Source organism: Pseudomonas sp. H9 (assembly GCF_004353925.1).
In the GTDB taxonomy this organism is placed as follows: Bacteria; Pseudomonadota; Gammaproteobacteria; order Pseudomonadales; family Pseudomonadaceae; genus Aquipseudomonas.
Genome location: NZ_SMOK01000010.1, coordinates 123,649 through 140,134 on the forward strand (window position 1 = coordinate 123,649; position 16,486 = coordinate 140,134).

The 16,486-nt window shown below is 61.4% G+C and carries 13 protein-coding genes; 4 read left to right on the top strand and 9 right to left on the bottom strand.

Annotated features, from left to right (window positions below):
• Positions 1-8 precede the first annotated feature (8 nt).
• Complete coding sequence (locus E1573_RS07670; protein WP_133212235.1) at positions 9-1,187, top strand: GGDEF domain-containing protein; 1,179 nt, start codon at positions 9-11, stop codon at positions 1,185-1,187.
• A gap of 15 nt (positions 1,188-1,202) precedes the next feature.
• On the opposite strand, the gene E1573_RS07675 is transcribed toward E1573_RS07670, so the two are convergent.
• The 3 genes from E1573_RS07675 to E1573_RS07685 form a co-directional block, all read right to left on the bottom strand.
• On the bottom strand, positions 1,203-3,674 hold the full coding sequence (locus E1573_RS07675) for a TonB-dependent receptor (RefSeq protein ID WP_165957303.1): 2,472 nt from the start codon (positions 3,672-3,674) through the stop codon (positions 1,203-1,205).
• 219 nt (positions 3,675-3,893) lie between these two features.
• Positions 3,894-4,844, bottom strand: coding sequence for a FecR domain-containing protein (locus E1573_RS07680; protein ID WP_165957304.1), 951 nt, complete (start codon positions 4,842-4,844; stop codon positions 3,894-3,896).
• 2 nt (positions 4,845-4,846) lie between these two features.
• Positions 4,847-5,377: a sigma-70 family RNA polymerase sigma factor gene (locus tag E1573_RS07685; protein ID WP_133212241.1), complete on the bottom strand. Its 531-nt coding sequence runs from the start codon at positions 5,375-5,377 to the stop codon at positions 4,847-4,849.
• A 261-nt stretch (positions 5,378-5,638) separates the two neighbouring features.
• Here E1573_RS07685 and E1573_RS07690 point away from each other — a divergent pair, with 261 nt between their 5' ends.
• The 3 genes from E1573_RS07690 to E1573_RS07700 all read left to right on the top strand — a co-directional run bounded on the left by E1573_RS07690 (position 5,639) and on the right by E1573_RS07700 (position 9,736).
• Entirely contained in the window at positions 5,639-7,576 is a 1,938-nt protein-coding gene (locus E1573_RS07690; RefSeq protein ID WP_305955353.1) for an alkyl/aryl-sulfatase, read from the top strand.
• Positions 7,577-7,653: 77 nt separating this feature from the next.
• The gene (locus E1573_RS07695) at positions 7,654-8,328 is read left to right on the top strand and encodes a DUF3313 domain-containing protein (protein WP_133212243.1); all 675 of its coding nucleotides are present in this window, start codon (positions 7,654-7,656) and stop codon (positions 8,326-8,328) included.
• Between the two features lie 112 nt (positions 8,329-8,440).
• A complete protein-coding gene (locus E1573_RS07700) occupies positions 8,441-9,736 on the top strand; it encodes an OmpP1/FadL family transporter (protein WP_133212245.1) in 1,296 nt (431 codons plus the stop codon).
• A 3-nt stretch (positions 9,737-9,739) separates the two neighbouring features.
• Here E1573_RS07700 and E1573_RS07705 read toward each other — a convergent pair whose 3' ends face one another.
• The 6 genes from E1573_RS07705 to glyA all read right to left on the bottom strand — a co-directional run bounded on the left by E1573_RS07705 (position 9,740) and on the right by glyA (position 16,429).
• Complete coding sequence (locus E1573_RS07705) at positions 9,740-10,531, bottom strand: alpha/beta fold hydrolase (protein WP_133212247.1); 792 nt, start codon at positions 10,529-10,531, stop codon at positions 9,740-9,742.
• 144 nt (positions 10,532-10,675) lie between these two features.
• A complete protein-coding gene (locus E1573_RS07710) occupies positions 10,676-11,491 on the bottom strand; it encodes a class I SAM-dependent methyltransferase (protein WP_133212249.1) in 816 nt (271 codons plus the stop codon).
• Between the two features lie 154 nt (positions 11,492-11,645).
• Positions 11,646-12,620, bottom strand: a complete 975-nt coding sequence (gene lipA / locus E1573_RS07715) for a lipoyl synthase (RefSeq protein ID WP_371925141.1) — start codon at positions 12,618-12,620, stop codon at positions 11,646-11,648.
• 17 nt (positions 12,621-12,637) lie between these two features.
• A complete protein-coding gene (gcvT, locus tag E1573_RS07720; RefSeq protein WP_133212253.1) occupies positions 12,638-13,762 on the bottom strand; it encodes a glycine cleavage system aminomethyltransferase GcvT in 1,125 nt (374 codons plus the stop codon).
• Positions 13,763-13,771: 9 nt separating this feature from the next.
• A complete protein-coding gene (locus tag E1573_RS07725; RefSeq protein WP_133212255.1) occupies positions 13,772-15,148 on the bottom strand; it encodes an L-serine ammonia-lyase in 1,377 nt (458 codons plus the stop codon).
• Between the two features lie 27 nt (positions 15,149-15,175).
• Positions 15,176-16,429: a serine hydroxymethyltransferase gene (gene glyA / locus E1573_RS07730; RefSeq protein ID WP_133212257.1), complete on the bottom strand. Its 1,254-nt coding sequence runs from the start codon at positions 16,427-16,429 to the stop codon at positions 15,176-15,178.
• Positions 16,430-16,486: the final 57 nt, after the last annotated feature.

Consider the following 16,486-nt stretch of genomic DNA (forward strand, 5'->3'; position numbering starts at 1 on the left):
CACCGGCTATGGCGTTAGACCCTCCCACGATGTTGGCACTGTCAGTTGCCTTGGCCGCCGCTGCCGCGCTTTACCTGGCAATCGAGTGGTGCAGCATTCGTGAAAATTCGCTGCTGTTCTGGAGCGCAGGCTTTGCAACCATCAGCGTCGGCTCGACGCTCGCCCTGCTGCGCATGGGTGGTTTTCTGCTGATTGGTATCTGGTTCGCCAACGGCTTGCTGGTCATCGCCCACTGGCTGTTTCTGATGGGCGTTGCGCGCTTTACCCAGACGCGGTTGTCACCCGCCTGGTACCTGGTATTCATTGCCTGGCTTACCTTGTTGCTGCTGCCCGGCGCACCGTGGTGGTCGAAGGTAATGTTCATGGCCAACTCGCTGTTAGTGGCGGTGCTTACCCTCAGGGCCAGCTGGCTGCTGGCGCCACACGGCAAATCGCTGAGCGTGGGGGCGGTGCAACTGCGTTTCGTGCTGTTGGCCCATGGTCTGTTCTACCTGATCAAAGGCCTGACGGCGGTGGTGCCGGGCACGCTGATCGATCTGGCGGCGCTGCAAGGTGAGATCATTCAGATTTCCCTGGTGGAAGGCACCATCGCGATCATGCTCATCGCCCTGTCGATGACCGGCACCGAGCGCCACCGCCGCGAGGCGCGCATCGCCCGGCTGGCCGCGCGCGACCCGTTGACGGCGCTGTACAACCGCCGCGCCCTGGAAGTGCGGGCGCCGAACTTGTTCAAAGACGTCTCCAGCGCCCGACCAGGGGCTTTGTTGCTGATCGACATCGACAATTTCAAAGGGGTCAACGACCTGCACGGCCACCTGGCCGGCGACCGCCTGCTGATCAGCTTGAGCGAAATGATTCGTGCGCAGTTGCCCGAAGGCGCCCTTGCGGCCCGGCTGGGCGGTGACGAGTTCATCATTCTGCTCAGCAACACTTCGCACGAACGCGCAGTCGCCCTGGGCAGTGCCCTGCGTGAGCAGTTCCAGACCACCGCCGCCCACACCTTCGCCACCCCCGAAGCGGTGTCCTTGAGCATTGGCGCGACCTTGTTCGACCAACCACCGGCCAGCCTGGCAGCGTTGATCGAACAAGGCGATGCAGCGCTGTATGCCTCCAAACGGGGCGGACGCAACAACATCCGCCTGGTGGACCGCACCCTCAGCGGTACCCCGCCTCAGCACGCAGGATAGTGCTACGCCTTAGGTTCAGTAGGTGCCGCGCAGCGACAGGACCATGTTGCGTGGGTCACCATAGAAGTTGGCGTACTCGGCGGTGCCAATCGTCGAGTAATACTTTTTATCCGCCAGGTTGTTGCCATTGAGGGCCACGCTCCAGTGCGGGTTCAAACGGTACTCGGCAAACGCGTTGTACACCGCGTAACCGGGCTGGGAAAAGTCAATGTCCCCCTCCGACACATAGCTGGCGCTCTGCGCCGTGACACCGGCACCGACCCGCAGGTTTTCAAAGGCACCCGGCAGGCGGTAGGTCAGGAAGGCCTTGCCCAGGTGCTTGGGCGTCAGGCTCAGGGTCGTGGTGGTGGTCGAGCCGGTGTTGCTCGCGACGTTATGGTTGTAGGTGTAGCCGAACGTCCCTTCCAGACGCTCGGTGATCTGCCCGCTGGCTTCGAACTCGACGCCTTTACTGGTGACCTTGCCATCATCCAGCCAACAGCACGAAGCACCCTGCCCGGCCATTGATGGCGGATAGCGGGTGTCACGTACTGCCTCGCCTTCACGGCGGGTGTAATACAGCGCGGTGGTGGTGTTCAGGCGGCCGTCGAACAATTCACCCTTGATACCCAGCTCGTAGACGCGACCTTCGATCGGGTCCAGCGGCGAAGCGCCTGGATTCGGCCCCTTGAGGCTGCTGGCCTGGGATTTGTAGATCTCGGCAACGCTGGTGTAGGCGGTCCACTCGTCCGTCAGGCGGTAGGTCAGCGCCGCGAACGGGGTGAACACGTTGTCGTCGCTGTACACCGTCGAGCTGGTGGACGTCTGCGCACCGCTGGCGTTGTAGCGGGTGTTATCGAAGCGATAGTAGTAATCGTTGTAGCGCCCGCCGAGGATCAGGTGCAGCGGATCGGCCAATTGCAGACGCACAGAACCATAGAAACCGTTCTGCCGGATATAGGTCGGCAAGGTGCCGTTATGGAACTCGTTGTCTTTGCGTGACGGGAAATCATCGGGGTCGAAGACAAAGATGTCGCCCGCCGAAACACGGCCGCCCGAAGCATAACTGACGATGTCCTGTTTGGAGTTCTGCCAGGTGTAACCCAGCACCGCATCGTGACGCCCGCCGAGCAGATCAAAGCCCCCCTTGAGCGAGAAGTCGACCGAGCGATCACGGTAGACCTCGTCCTGACGTGCCCAGACGGCGGTGGAACCGGTGCCAGTCAACGGGTCGATGGCGCCGTAGAAGTTGTAATAGTCACGGTCTTGCTGGTTCTTGGCGTAGATGGCATCCAGGGTGGCGGTCCAGTCGTCGTTCAGACGCTCCTCGATCCGCGCATAGAAGTTGTCACCACGACGGTTCTTGAAGTCGTGGTTACCCGCCAGAAAGGTACTGCGCGGCAGGTCCAGATCATCACCGTTGCTGAAGCGCGGCAGGCCGTAGGCCTGGTCGGAGGAGTTGAGGCGGTCATGGGTGTAGCCGACTGTGAACGTGGTGCTGTCGGTCAGGTCGGCTTCCAGCACGCCGTGAAACAACTGTCGATCCGCATCGAACTTGTCGATGTACGAGTTGCGGTCCTGGTAGACGATGACGCTACGGCCGCGCAGCCTGCCGTCGAAGCCCAACGGGCCGCTGACATCCAGCTCGGTTCGGTAATTGTCCCAACTGCCGACCGATTGGGTCACCAGCAACTGATTGAATGCGGTCGGGCGCTTGCGCACCAGGTTGACGCTGCCGCCCGGCTCGCCGTTCCCCGAGTACAAGCCATCGGCACCACGCAGGATTTCAACGTGGTCGTAAATGGCCATGTCCAGGTCTTTCCAGGCGAAAGCACTGACGCCCACTGGCGCACCACCGTCGAGGCGGAAGTTGGTGATCTCGAAGCCACGCGCCAGGTAACGCGAGTTGGTCATACTGCCCTGATAGGCGGTGACCCCGGTGGTCTGGGTCAGCACGTCATTCATGGTGGTCAGGTGCTGGTCTTCCATGCGCTGGCGGGTAATGACGCTGACGCTTTGCGGGGTGTCTTTGATCGACTGTGGCAGCTTGCCGATCGACACCGCGCCGGCGGTGTACGAACCGGTTCCTTCGGTAGTCATACCCAACGACTGGCCGCTGACGCGGGTGGCATCCAGCTCCAGCATGCCCTCGGTCGTGCCGACGGCGATCAGCGTGTAGCGCCCATCGCTTTCACGCAACGCCTGCAAGCCGGTACCGGCCAGCAATTGGCGCAATCCGCTGTCGGCATCGTAAGTGCCTTTGAGCCCTGCACTGCGCAGGCCGCGGGTCAGGTTGGCATCGAACGACAGCACAATCCCCGCTTCACCGGCAAAGCGGGTCAGCACCGTGCCCAGGTCACCTTGATCCAGTTGATAGGCGTGTTGACCATCGCTCTGAGCCTGGGCGGTCAATACCGGCAGCAATACCGCCGAACAGATCAAGGCGCGACCAAGGTTATGCCGTAAGGGGGTTGACCAGCGTGCTGCAAACGAACGCGAACCGTGCATGAAAAGAGCTCTCTCATTATTTCCAGGCCCGCAAATCAGGCCACTGCCATAGAGTCGAACGAGAGAGCCAATTAATATCATTCGCAGAAAAATATTTTGCCCGCCCTCAACAATTCCGCCCTTGCAGCGGTAGGAGCGGGCTTGCCCCGCGAAGCGATTTAGCATGCAAAACCCAATCGCGGGGCAAGCCCGCTCCCACTGGTAGAAGCCGGAGCCGTGTCAGGCGGGGCTCACCGTGATCCAGAACCGCGTGCGCTGTTCAATCCGCACCGGCAGGCTGCTGGCCAAGGCACGCAGGATTTGCTCGAAGTTATCCAGCTCGAAGGTGCCACTGATCCGTAAGGCGGCTACCGCCGGGTCGCAGCGTAGCCAGCCACGGTTGTAGCGCCCCAGTTGCTCCAGAAACTCGCCAAGCGGCTGGTCGTTGGCAATCAGCAAACCTCGCGTCCAGGCGCTGGCGGCATAGTCCAGCGCGCGGGTTACACGGACACCGCGCTCATCGAACAGGCAACTCATCCCTTGCCCGACCTCCTCTGCCGCGCCCTGTGCAGGGCTGATGCGCACCTGCCGCTCCAGTGTCATCACACGGGTGGTTTCACCGGCATCGCGCACGGTAAATCGGCTGGCCGCCGTACTGATCAGACCGTGGCGCGTCTGCACGCTCAACTGTACGCCGGGCGCCGGGCTGACCATGATCTCGCCCTGACGCAAGGTGATCGCACAGTGCATGCCGTCGTAGCGCACATCCACGGCACTGTCGGTGTTGAGCAGCAATTGCGAGCCATCTGCAAGACTCACCGGCAGGCGCTCGCCAATGGCGCTGCGAAAATCCGCAAACCACGGCCCGTTAACCACCTGCTGATAACCGCCGACACTCAGGCTGCCCGCACCGATCAACAGGGTCAGGCCCTTGAGCACGCTGCGACGGTTGTGTGTTCGGGCTTGCCGGGCCTGCGCCAGGGTATGCGATGCCATAGGCCCCGGCAGTTGTCGCCACTGCTGCATCAACTGCTCGGCCCGCTCCCAGGCCCAGGCATGCAAGGGGGCGGCATGCAGCCAGCGTTGCCAGGCTTCACGCTCGGCGCTGGTAACGTCTTCGTCGTTCAGGCGGCTGTACCAGTGCGCCGCTTGCTCGATGGACGCCAGTTGTTCAGGGGAAAGGGACGCCACGCTCACTCACCGTGCCGCAGCGAATACAGGATGCAATGCTGCATCGCTTTGCCGATGTAGCGGTTGACCGTGACCACCGAGATCCCGAGGGTCTGGGCTATCGCCTTGTAGGTCATACCGTCCAGTTGCGAGAGCAGGAACGCCTGGCGCACGTTGTCGCCGAGGCTGGCAAGCATCGCATCCAGTTCGCACAGCGTGTCGAGCAGGACGATGCGCGCTTCGGCGGAGATGTCCACCGCTTCTGGCTGCTCGCTCAACACCTGCAACCAGGCGCGCTCCAGGCGGGCACGGCGGAAGTGATCGATCATCAGGCGCCTGGCAATGGTCGCCAGGTAACCCCGCGGTTCGCGCACCGATTCCAGTTTTTGTGCAGCCTCATGGCTGCCGAGGATTCTGACGAATACGTCCTGCACCAGGTCCGCCGCCAGGTGGTGACAGGCCACGCGGCTTCTCAACCACCCTTTCAGCCAGCGGTGCTGCTCACTGTACAGGTCACCCACCTGGGCCTGCAGGGAAGGCTCGCGGCTCGACATTACGGGGACTACTCTTGCAAATAGGAAGTATTAGCATTCTAGTGTCAGTGCTTCCCTGATAGCAATCAGCAGCAATCGGGGAGAAATTCTCGACTCCTGAATAAGTCGTACTACCTTTACTTCAGCTAGCAGTCACCGCAGTCGGTAGAGCACCTTTAAAATCAATGGAGCTTGACGATGGAACTGACCCAGCAGTCTAAGGCGCAATACCCAGCCTGCAAAACAACATTGAAAGTTACCGCGGCTATGTGTTCATTGGCATTGTCCCTGAACTTGGCAACCGCAGCAGTGGCCGCCACAGAGCAGGCCAAGCCTGCGTCAGCAGCGACCAAGCAAGCCAACGACGCGTTGCTCAAGGAGCTGCCGTTCACCGACAAGACCTCCTTCGAACTGGCTCACAAAGGCTTTATTGCCCCTCTGCCCAGTGAAGTCATCAAAGGCCCCTCGGGCAATGTGATCTGGGACCCGGCCAAGTACAACTTCATCAAAGAAGGCGAGACGGCGCCGGACACCACCAACCCCAGCCTCTGGCGTCAGTCGCAACTGATCAACATCTCGGGCTTGTTTGAAGTCACTGACGGCATTTACCAGGTTCGCAATTACGACCTGTCGAACATGACCATCGTCGAGGGCAAAGACGGCATCACCATCTTCGACCCGCTGATTTCCAGTGAAACGGCCAAAGCCGCGTTGGACCTCTACTACCAACACCGGCCGAAAAAGCCAGTGGTGGCGGTGATCTATACCCACAGCCACGTTGACCACTACGGTGGTGTACGCGGTGTCGTCAACGAAGACGACGTCAAGGCCGGCAAGGTCAAGATTTATGCGCCACTGGGTTTCCTTGAACACGCAGTGGCCGAAAACGTCATGGCCGGCACCGCCATGAGCCGCCGAGCCAGCTACATGTACGGCAACCTGTTGCCGCCATCGCCGACCGGCCAGTTGGGCGCAGGCCTGGGCAGCACCACCTCTGCCGGCACCGTGACGCTGATTCCGCCGACCGACATTATCGAGAAGACCGGCGAAACCCGGGTTATCGACGGCCTGACTTATCAGTTCCTGTATGCGCCTGGCAGTGAAGCGCCCGCCGAGATGCTCTACTACATCAAGGAAAAAAAGGCCCTCAACACCGCCGAAGACTCGACCCACACCCTGCACAACACCTACTCGTTGCGCGGTGCCAAGATCCGCGAACCACTGCCATGGTCCAAGTACCTCAACGAAGCCCTGAAAATGTGGGGCGACGATGTCCAGGTGATGTACGCCATGCACCACTGGCCGGTCTGGGGTAACAAAGAGGTGCGCGACCAGCTCTCCTCACAACGCGACATGTATCGCTACATCAACGATGAAACCCTGCGCCTGGCCAACAAGGGCTACACCATGGTGGAAATCGCCGAGCAGATCAAACTGCCGAAAGAGATCGCCACGCGCTTCTCCAACCGCGGCTATTACGGTTCGTTGAACCACAACGTCAAGGCCACCTACGTGCTGCACCTGGGCTGGTTCATCGGCAACCCGGCCACCTTGAACGAGTTGCCACCCGTGGAAGGCGGCAAGCATTACGTCGAGATGATGGGCGGCGAAGAGGCGGTGCTGAAGAAAGCCAAGGAGTATTACGACAAAGGCGAATTCCGCTGGGTCGCTGAAGTGGTCAACCACGTGGTGTTTGCCAACCCGGACAACCAGGCGGCGAAAAACCTGCAGGCCGATGCCCTGGAACAACTGGGCTATCAGGCCGAAAGCGGACCATGGCGCAACTTCTACCTCACCGGCGCCAAGGAATTGCGTGAAGGCGTGAAGCAGTTGCCGACGCCAAATACCGCCAGCCCCGACACCGTGCGCGCCATGGACCTTGACCTGTTCTTCGACTTCCTTGCCATGCGCCTGGAAGGCCCGAAAGCCGAAGGCAAGCGCATCGTCCTGAACTTCGACTTCACTGACCTGAAGAAAAAATACGCCCTGGAGATGGTCAACGGTGTGCTCAACCACACTGAAGACATGCAGGCCAAGGATGCCGATGCCACGGTGACGCTGACACGCGACACCCTGAACAAAATCGTACTGCAGGAAACCTCGCTCAAAGATGCACTGGACAAGGGGGATATCAAGATCGATGGCACACAGGGCAAGCTGGAGGAACTGGTGTCGTACCTGGATAACTTCGAGTTCTGGTTCAACATTGTGACGCCCTGAGGCGTTGGCGCGGTTGGACGATCGACACGTTTTTCGCCTCACATGCACGTGACAACTGACGACACTGGAGAACACTTATGCAGGTCAAATCGTTTGCTGCATCGCTTTGTGTGGTAGCCCTGGCGCTCTCGGGCTGTACCAGTAAATACGTCGAGCCCGAGCAGTACTCGGGCTTTCTGAAGGACTACAGCATCCTCAAGGAGGAGAAATCGCCTTCCGGAGCTCCGGTGATGCGCTGGATTGAACCGGGCATCGATGTCAGCAAATTCAAGAGCGTCTATCTGGTACCCAGTCAATTTCACCCTCAGCCACAACCAACTGAAAAAATTCCCGCAACCACCCTCAATGGCATCAGCCAGTATTACGACCAGGCGTTGAAAAATGCCTTTGCCAAAGAGCTGCCACTGGCCAACGGCCCAGGCCCGAACACCCTGGTGGTGCGCCCGGCCATCACTGCGGTGAGCGCGAAAACCAAAAGCCTTCGCCCCTACGAGGTGATCCCGATCGCCCTGGTGGCCGCCGGTGTCAGTGCAGCTACCGGTATTCGTGACCAAGACACCAGCCTGGCGACTGAAGCGGTATTCATCGACGGCACCAACAACAAGGTGGTGGCCGAGGTGGTCCGCAAAGGAGCCGGGACTGACCTTGAAAACTCGTCTCAGGTCATGCAGTCGAAAGACTTCCGGACCGTGCTCAATGTCTGGGCCTCTGACATGGTCAAACAGTTCCAGCTACTCAAGACAGCCAAGTAGCGCCAGGTACCCACCGCTCAGCCTGCCCCCCCAGCAGTGGTGGTCAGGCTGACTTGGCTGATACATCCGGCAGCCTACCGTTGCTGCCTGAGCGGCACCCGGAGGAAGTGCAATGTTTCGAAAGCCTACCGCTGTCCAGCATTACGCACTGCCCCTGGCGCTGAGCCTGGGGCTGTTTTCCAGCCCTACCTGGGCCGGCGGCATTCTGATTTACGAAGCGGGCCAGGAAGGCAATGGCCTGGCCAATGCTGGTGCGGCGGCACTGGCGACCGACCCCAGCGTCTTGATGAGCAACCCGGCAGGTATTACCGAGCTGCAAGGCACCCAGATCAGTGCCAACGCGCAGGTCATCCTCGGTGACTTGCAATTCTCCCGCGACAGCCGCAACCAGTTCAGTGGCAACGAAGGCGGCAACGCGTTGCAATACCTGCCCGGCGCCAGCCTGTTTGTCAGTCACCAGATCGACGAACGCTCAGCCGTGGGCTTCGGTATGTATGGCAATTTCGGCCTGGCCCTTGATTACGATGACGATTGGGCCGGACGCTACTTCAATCAGGAATCAGCGATCATTGGCATGTCGTTGCAGCCGACCCTGGCTTACAAATTCACCGACGACCTGTCCATCGGCATCGGCCCGCGCATCATGCTGGCCTACTACCGCAACGAGATGGCCATCAATAACAACCTGCTTGGAGTGCTTGATCGCCCCGACGGCCAACTCGAATACAAAGACACCGATGTCGGCACCGGGGTCAACCTGGGCCTGCTGTACAAACTCAGCGAACGCACGCAAATCGGCGTTGCCTACACCAGCAAGGTCGACCTTGAATTCGAAGACAGCCCCGATGTGCGCAAGGTCGATAACCGTATCATCAACGCAGCCCTGAACCGTCTGGACGTCGACTCGCTGGAGCTGGACATGTCGGTGCCGCAAACGGTGCTGTTGAGCATCGCCCACGACCTCAATACGCAGTGGAAATTGCTTGGCAGCCTGGGCTGGCAGGACTGGAGCGAATTTGGCGACGTCGGCGTAGAGGTAGACGCCGATGCACAAGACGTCAGCCGCACGGTCAACCGCCAATACAAGGACACCTGGCACGCCTCTGTAGGGGCGCAATACCAGGCCACCCCTCGCCTGCGCTGGAGCATGGGCCTGGGCTATGACAGCTCGGCGGTGGACGACAAAGACCGGACCGTCGACAACCCCATGGGTGAAGCCTGGCGCCTGGCTACTGGCGTGAACTACCAGGTCGACAAAGGCCTCGATGTCCATGCTGCCTACACCCTGGTGTGGCTGGGTGACATGGACGTCGAACAATCCAAAGCACGCTCAGGCAGCACGCTTTCAGGGACCTATCGTAACGCCGCGCTGCACGCCCTCGGGGCTGGCGCTACCTGGCGGTTCTGAGGCTCATTGCCCGGCAAGAAAGCGACTGACCGGCGCGAGCACTGCCTCTGGCGCCTCACGATGCGGTACGTGGTAACAGCCATCGAGAATCAAGCATTCGCTGGGGCCATTGGGGAGTTGGGCGATGCGCTGCGGGTGCAGCGTTGAGCCGTACTCATCGTGCTCGCCGTGCAGCACCAGGGTCGGGCAGTCGATAACCTCGACCATCTGCTCAAGGGTCCAGCCAGCAAAGGTCGGCGACAGCCAGGTCTGGGTCCAGGCATTGAGTACCCAGGGGGCTTTATCACCGTGGTACTTGCTCAACCGCGCCATGTGCTCGGGGTTCTGGAACTGGACCTTGGCGTCCTGGATCCCCTGCAGCGTGCGCGCTTCAACGAACGCCTGCGCGGCGATGGTAATCAGCCCTGCGCACGACTGCCGGTAGCGCGACGCACAGACTGCTGCCATCGCGCCTCCAACGCTATGGCCCAGGGCAACAAAGCTGTCGATCTGCAAGGCATGCTTGAGGTGGGCGAATGCACGTTCGGCTTCGTCGAGAATAAACGTCGGAGGCAACGCACCGGGGTATGCATCGGACTGACCGAAGCCAAGCCGGTCATAGGCGATCACCTCGCGCCCGGTGGCCTGGCACAGCTGCTGGGGAAAATCCCGCCACAGGGCAATACAGCCCAGCGAATCGTGAAACAGAACGATCGGTGGCTGCTGCGAGTTATTGCCAGGGAACCATCGGCTGCACGCCAGGCGACCTTGCGGCGTATCGATCCAGAGCACTTCAGTATGGGTAGACAATGACATGCACAACCTCGGTTGGATGACGAGGTTGCAGGATAACAGATCCCCTCCAGTGGGAGCGGGCTTGCCCCGCGATGCGATGTGCCTGACAGGCCGCAATCGCGGGGCAAGCCCGCTCCTACAGCAAGCCCGCTCCTACAAGGTCAGTCAGTGCCGTTTTATCACTACTTCAAGGTACTCGCTGGGCACCACCAGCGATGAAGCGCCCGCAATGTTGTTGTCATTGAGCAATTGGCTCAGGTCGCGTTCCAGCGCACCAGCGGCCTCGCTCTCCAACGAGGCAAAGGCTTTGTGCACCGGGCCGTACCAGGTTCTGAACACTTCGATGAAATGCGCTGCCGAGCGATAGCGGAAATTGAACAGCTGCCGGTTGACTGTGAGTTCACCGATGTTGTCGCTGAACAGTATCCGCAACTGCTCCTCATCGCCCCAGCGCGATGGCGGTTGTGCCCCGGCAGGCGGTGGCACATGCTTGCCGAGGGTCTTGAACATCTGCCCGATAAAGCCTTGTGGCGTCCAATTTGCCAGGCCGATCCGGCCCCCCGGGCGGCACACCCGGCACAGTTCCCGTGCCGATTGCGCCTGGTCTGGGGCAAACATCACGCCGAAGGTGGAAATCACAGCGTCGAAGGTGCCCTCGGCAAACGGCAGCGCTTCGGCATCGGCGGTTTGAAACAGCACATTGTTGAAATGCTCAGCCCGTGCCCGCTCTTCACCACGTTTGAGCAGTTCGGGCACATAGTCCGTGGAGGTGACCTGGCAGCCGCGTCGCGCTGCGGCCAGGGTGGCATTACCGTTGCCGGCGGCCACATCCAGCACCTGTTCGTCCCAGCGTAAATCACAGGCTTCCGCCAGGCGTTCGCCGACCAGTTGCAAGGTCGTACCGATCACTGCGTAATCGCCGCTGGCCCACGCCGCCTGCTGGCGTGCTTTCAAGGCATTCAAATCCAGGGGTGTGCTCATGGTTTGCACCTGCTTGTTATGCGCGGTCGCGCCTGCGACCAGCTAACCCCCAGATTTTCCCGCTGGCAAGCACTACCGCAGCGAGCTGCTAGACGCGTTGGCTACGTGGCTATAACCACCGCGTATAACGCGCCTGGCACAGGCCAGCCGCCCCCTAAAAAGTCGGCCGCTCAGCCTGCTGATCGGCATGGTACGAAGAACGCACCAACGGCCCGGACGCGACGTTGCTGAAGCCCATCGCCAAAGCCTGCTCGGCAAACCGGGCAAAGGTGTCCGGATGCACAAATCGCTGAACCGGCAAATGGCTGCGCGAAGGTTGCAGGTATTGCCCCAGGGTCAGTCTGTCGACCTGATGTTCGCGCATACGCTGCATCACCTCGAGCACTTCGTCGTCGGTTTCACCCAGCCCGAGCATCAACCCAGACTTGGTCGGCACCCCCGGTACACGCCGCTTGAACTGCTCCAGCAAATCCAGCGACCACTCGAAGTCCGAGCCGGGCCGGGCCGCCTTGTACAGGCGCGGCACGGTTTCCAGGTTGTGGTTGAACACATCCGGCGGTTCTTGCTCGGTGATGGCCAGCGCCACCTCCATGCGCCCGCGGTAATCGGGCACCAGGGTTTCCAGCTGGGTGCCCGGCGAGCGCTGGCGAATCTCACGCAGGCAGTCGACAAAGTGCTGAGCCCCGCCATCACGCAGGTCGTCACGGTCAACCGAAGTGATCACCACATACTTGAGGCGCAGCTCAGCGATGGCAATCGCCAGGTTCTTCGGCTCATCGCGGTCCAGCGGTTTCGGCCGACCGTGCCCGACATCACAGAACGGGCAACGCCGCGTGCAGATATCGCCCATGATCATGAACGTCGCCGTGCCACCGGAAAAACACTCACCCAGGTTCGGGCAAGAGGCCTCTTCACAGACACTGTGCAGTTTGTGTTTACGCAGTAAGGCCTTGACCCGTGCCACTTCGGGTGAGGTGGGAATCTCGACACGGATCCAGTCCGGCTTGCGCGGCACCTCTTCGGTAGGCAGGATTTTCACCGGGATGCGCGCCACCTTTTCGGCGCCGCGCAGTTTCACGCCAGCCTGTAAAGGCTGAGGGCGCGTTGCGGCAGGCAGGGTTGGGTTCATGCTCATGCTCCAGGCCTTTAGCCGCGGTAGTAACGTTGAGCCACGAACGGCGTACGCGCGACCACCATCGGCACCCGTTTGCCGCGTACCAGAGCGAAGACTTCGGTGTCCAGCGCGGCAAACGCGTTCTGCACGTAACCCATCGCCAGCGGCCCGCCCAGGCTTGGGCCGAAACCGCCGCTAGTAACCCGGCCGATTTCCCGCTCCTGGGCATCGACGATCACGGTCCCTTCGCGCACCGGTACGCGCTCTTTGGGCAGCAGTCCGACACGCTTGCTGGCCACGCCATCGCGCTGCTGGCCCAGAATGCGTTCGGCGCCAGGGAAGCCACCGGCACGCGCGCCGTCGGTGCGCCGGACCTTGGAGATGGCCCAGGCCAGGCTGGCCTCGATCGGCGTAATACCCTGCCCCATGTCATGGCCGTACAGGCACAGCCCGGCTTCCAGACGCAACGAGTCACGGGCCCCCAGGCCAATGGCTTCGACCTCCGGCTCGGCCAGCAGCGAACGCGCCACTCTCTGCGCCGCCTCCACCGGCACAGAGATTTCATAGCCGTCTTCGCCGGTGTAGCCGGAGCGGCTGACGTAGCAGTCGACACCGAGCAAGCGCACAGGGGCAAATTGCATGAAGGTCATGCTCTGCACTTGCGGTGCCAGGCGCGCCAGTACGCTCGCCGCAGCCGGCCCTTGCAGGGCGAGCAAGGCGCGGCTGTCGAACAGTGATTCGACCTCGCACTGCCCTTCCAGGTGCTGTTTGAGGTGAGTCAGGTCTTGATCTTTGCAACCGGCGTTGACCACCAGAAACAGTTCATCGTTGCCCAGATTGGCCACCATCAGGTCATCGAGGATGCCGCCGTCTTCATTGGTGAACAGCGCATAGCGCTGCATGCCGACCGGCAGGTCGAGGATATCGACCGGCACCAGGGCTTCCAGGGCCTTGGCCGCACCGGCACCGCGCAAGCGGATCTGGCCCATGTGCGAGACGTCGAACAGGCCGGCCTGTTCACGGGTATGCAGGTGTTCTTTGAGTACCCCCAGCGGGTACTGCACCGGCATGGCATAGCCGGCGAATGGCACCATGCGTGCGCCCAGTTCCAAATGCAGGTGATGCAGTGGCGTTTGTTGTAGTTGTTCTGTGGACATGGGTGACTCCTAGCATTCGATGATATTGACGGCCAGCCCGCCGCGGGCCGTCTCTTTGTATTTGCTTTTCATGTCGGCGCCGGTCTGGCGCATGGTGCGGATCACTTTGTCGAGGGAGACAAAGTGCTGACCATCGCCACGCAGCGCCATGCGTGCGGCGTTGATGGCCTTGATTGCGCCCATGGCATTGCGCTCGATGCACGGCACCTGAACCAGCCCGCCAATCGGGTCGCAGGTCAGCCCGAGGTTGTGCTCCATACCGATTTCAGCGGCGTTCTCCACCTGCTGCACGCTGCCGCCGAGCACTTCACACAAGGCCCCGGCGGCCATCGAACAGGCGACCCCGACCTCGCCCTGACAGCCAACTTCCGCACCTGAGATCGAGGCGTTTTCCTTGTACAGAATGCCGATGGCCGCGGCAGTGAGCAGAAAGCGCACCACACCGTCTTCATTGGCGCCGGGGACGAAACGCGTGTAGTAGTGCAGCACCGCCGGAATGATTCCGGCCGCGCCATTGGTGGGTGCAGTGACCACCCGCCCACCGCTGGCATTCTCCTCATTTACCGCCAGGGCATAGAGGTTGACCCAGTCGAGTACCGACAGGCTGTCTCGCAGATTGGCCTCGGGGTTGGCGCTGAGCTGGCGGTGCAACGCCGCAGCACGGCGCTTGACCTTGAGACCGCCAGGCATGATCCCTTCGGTGCGGCAGCCGGCCTCGACGCAGCCCTGCATCACCTGCCAGATGTGCAGCAAGCCCTGGCGCGTCTGCTCTGGCGTACGCCAGGCGGTTTCGTTCTCGGCCATCAATTGGCTGATCGACAGGCCATGCTGGGTACATTGCGCCAGCAGTTCTCGCCCGCTCAGAAACGCAAAGCGCAATGGCGTGCGGTCTTCAACGATACGGTCGGCACCGACCGCCTCCTCGTCCACCACAAAGCCGCCCCCCACCGAGTAGTACTCGCGGCTGCGCAACTGCAGGCCATAGGCATCGAAAGCGCGCAGAATCATGCCGTTGGGATGATAGGGCAAGGGTTTGCGGATCATCGCCAGGTGGTCTTTCTCGACAAAGCGGATCGGCTGCTCGCCAAGCAAGCGCAGGGTCCCGCTTTGCCGAATGGCCGCCAACCGCTGCGCCACCGTCGAGGTATCGACGGTGTCCGGATGCGCGCCTTCGAGCCCCAGCAGCACCGCCTTGTCGCTGCCGTGGCCTTTGCCGGTGGCGCCGAGCGAGCCGTACAACTCGGCGCGTAAGCTGTCGACCCGGTCTAATACACCCTCGGCCTTGAGCCCTTCGACAAAGCGTGCCGCTGCCCGCATCGGCCCGACCGTGTGCGAACTGGAAGGGCCGATCCCTACCTTGAACAGATCAAAAACGCTTAGCGACATAGGTGCCTCCGCACATCGAGCTCAAGGTCAGGCCGGGTAAACCGGGAACAGCGCGCACAGCTCGGCGACCTGTTTCGCCACCTGCGCCTCGACATCGGCATCGCCCAAGTGGTCGAGGATGTCGCAGATCCAGGTCGCCAGGGCGCGGCATTCAGGCACCTGCATGCCACGGGTGGTTACCGCCGGGGTGCCGATGCGCAGGCCCGAGGTCACAAATGGCGACTGCGGATCGTTGGGCACCGCGTTCTTGTTGACGGTGATGTGCGCGCGCCCCAGAGCGGCATCGGCGTCTTTGCCGGTAATGCCCTGACGGATCAGGCTGACCAGGAACAGGTGGTTGTCGGTGCCACCGGAAACCACGTCATAGCCGCGCTGACGGAAGATCTCGGCCATGGCCTGAGCGTTCTTGATGACCTGGTACTGGTAGTCCTTGAACTCGGGCTGCAAGGCCTCCTTGAAGCACACTGCCTTGGCGGCGATGACATGCATCAGCGGGCCGCCCTGCCCGCCTGGGAACACCGCCGAGTTGAGCTTTTTCTCAAGGTCGGGGTCGGCCTTGGCCAGGATCAGGCCGCCGCGTGGGCCGCGCAGGGTCTTGTGGGTGGTGGTGGTGACGACATCCGCGTAAGGCAGCGGGTTCGGGTACAAACCAGCCGCCACCAGACCGGCGACGTGGGCCATGTCGACAAACAGGTAGGCCCCGACTTTGTCAGCGATAGCCCGGAAGCGCGGGAAATCCAGGGTTTTCGAATAGGCCGAGAAACCTGCCACGATCATCTTCGGTTGGTGCTCGACCGCCAGGCGCTCGACCTCGTCGTAGTCGATCAGACCGTTGGCATCGATACCGTATTGCACCGCGTTGTACAGCTTGCCAGAGGAACTGACCTTGGCGCCGTGGGTGAGGTGCCCGCCGTGGGCCAGGCTCATGCCCAAAATGGTGTCGCCTGCCTGCAGCAGGGCCAGGTACACCGCGGCGTTCGCCTGTGAGCCAGAGTGTGGCTGGACGTTGGCATAACCTGCACCGAACAGTGCCTTGGCGCGGTCAATAGCCAGTTGCTCCACCACATCGACGTGCTCGCAGCCGCCGTAGTAGCGCTTACCGGGGTAGCCCTCGGCGTACTTGTTGGTCAGCTCGGTGCCCTGGGCCTGCATCACCTGCGGGCTGGTGTAGTTTTCCGAAGCGATCAACTCGATGTGGTCTTCCTGGCGTTGCGCCTCGCGGCGGATGGCAACAGACAACTCAGGGTCGAAATCGGAGAGGGTCAGGCTTTTGTGGAACATGGTCAGCTTTCCTTTTTATTAGTGTTTAACCCGGTGGGAGCGGGCTTGACCCGCGAT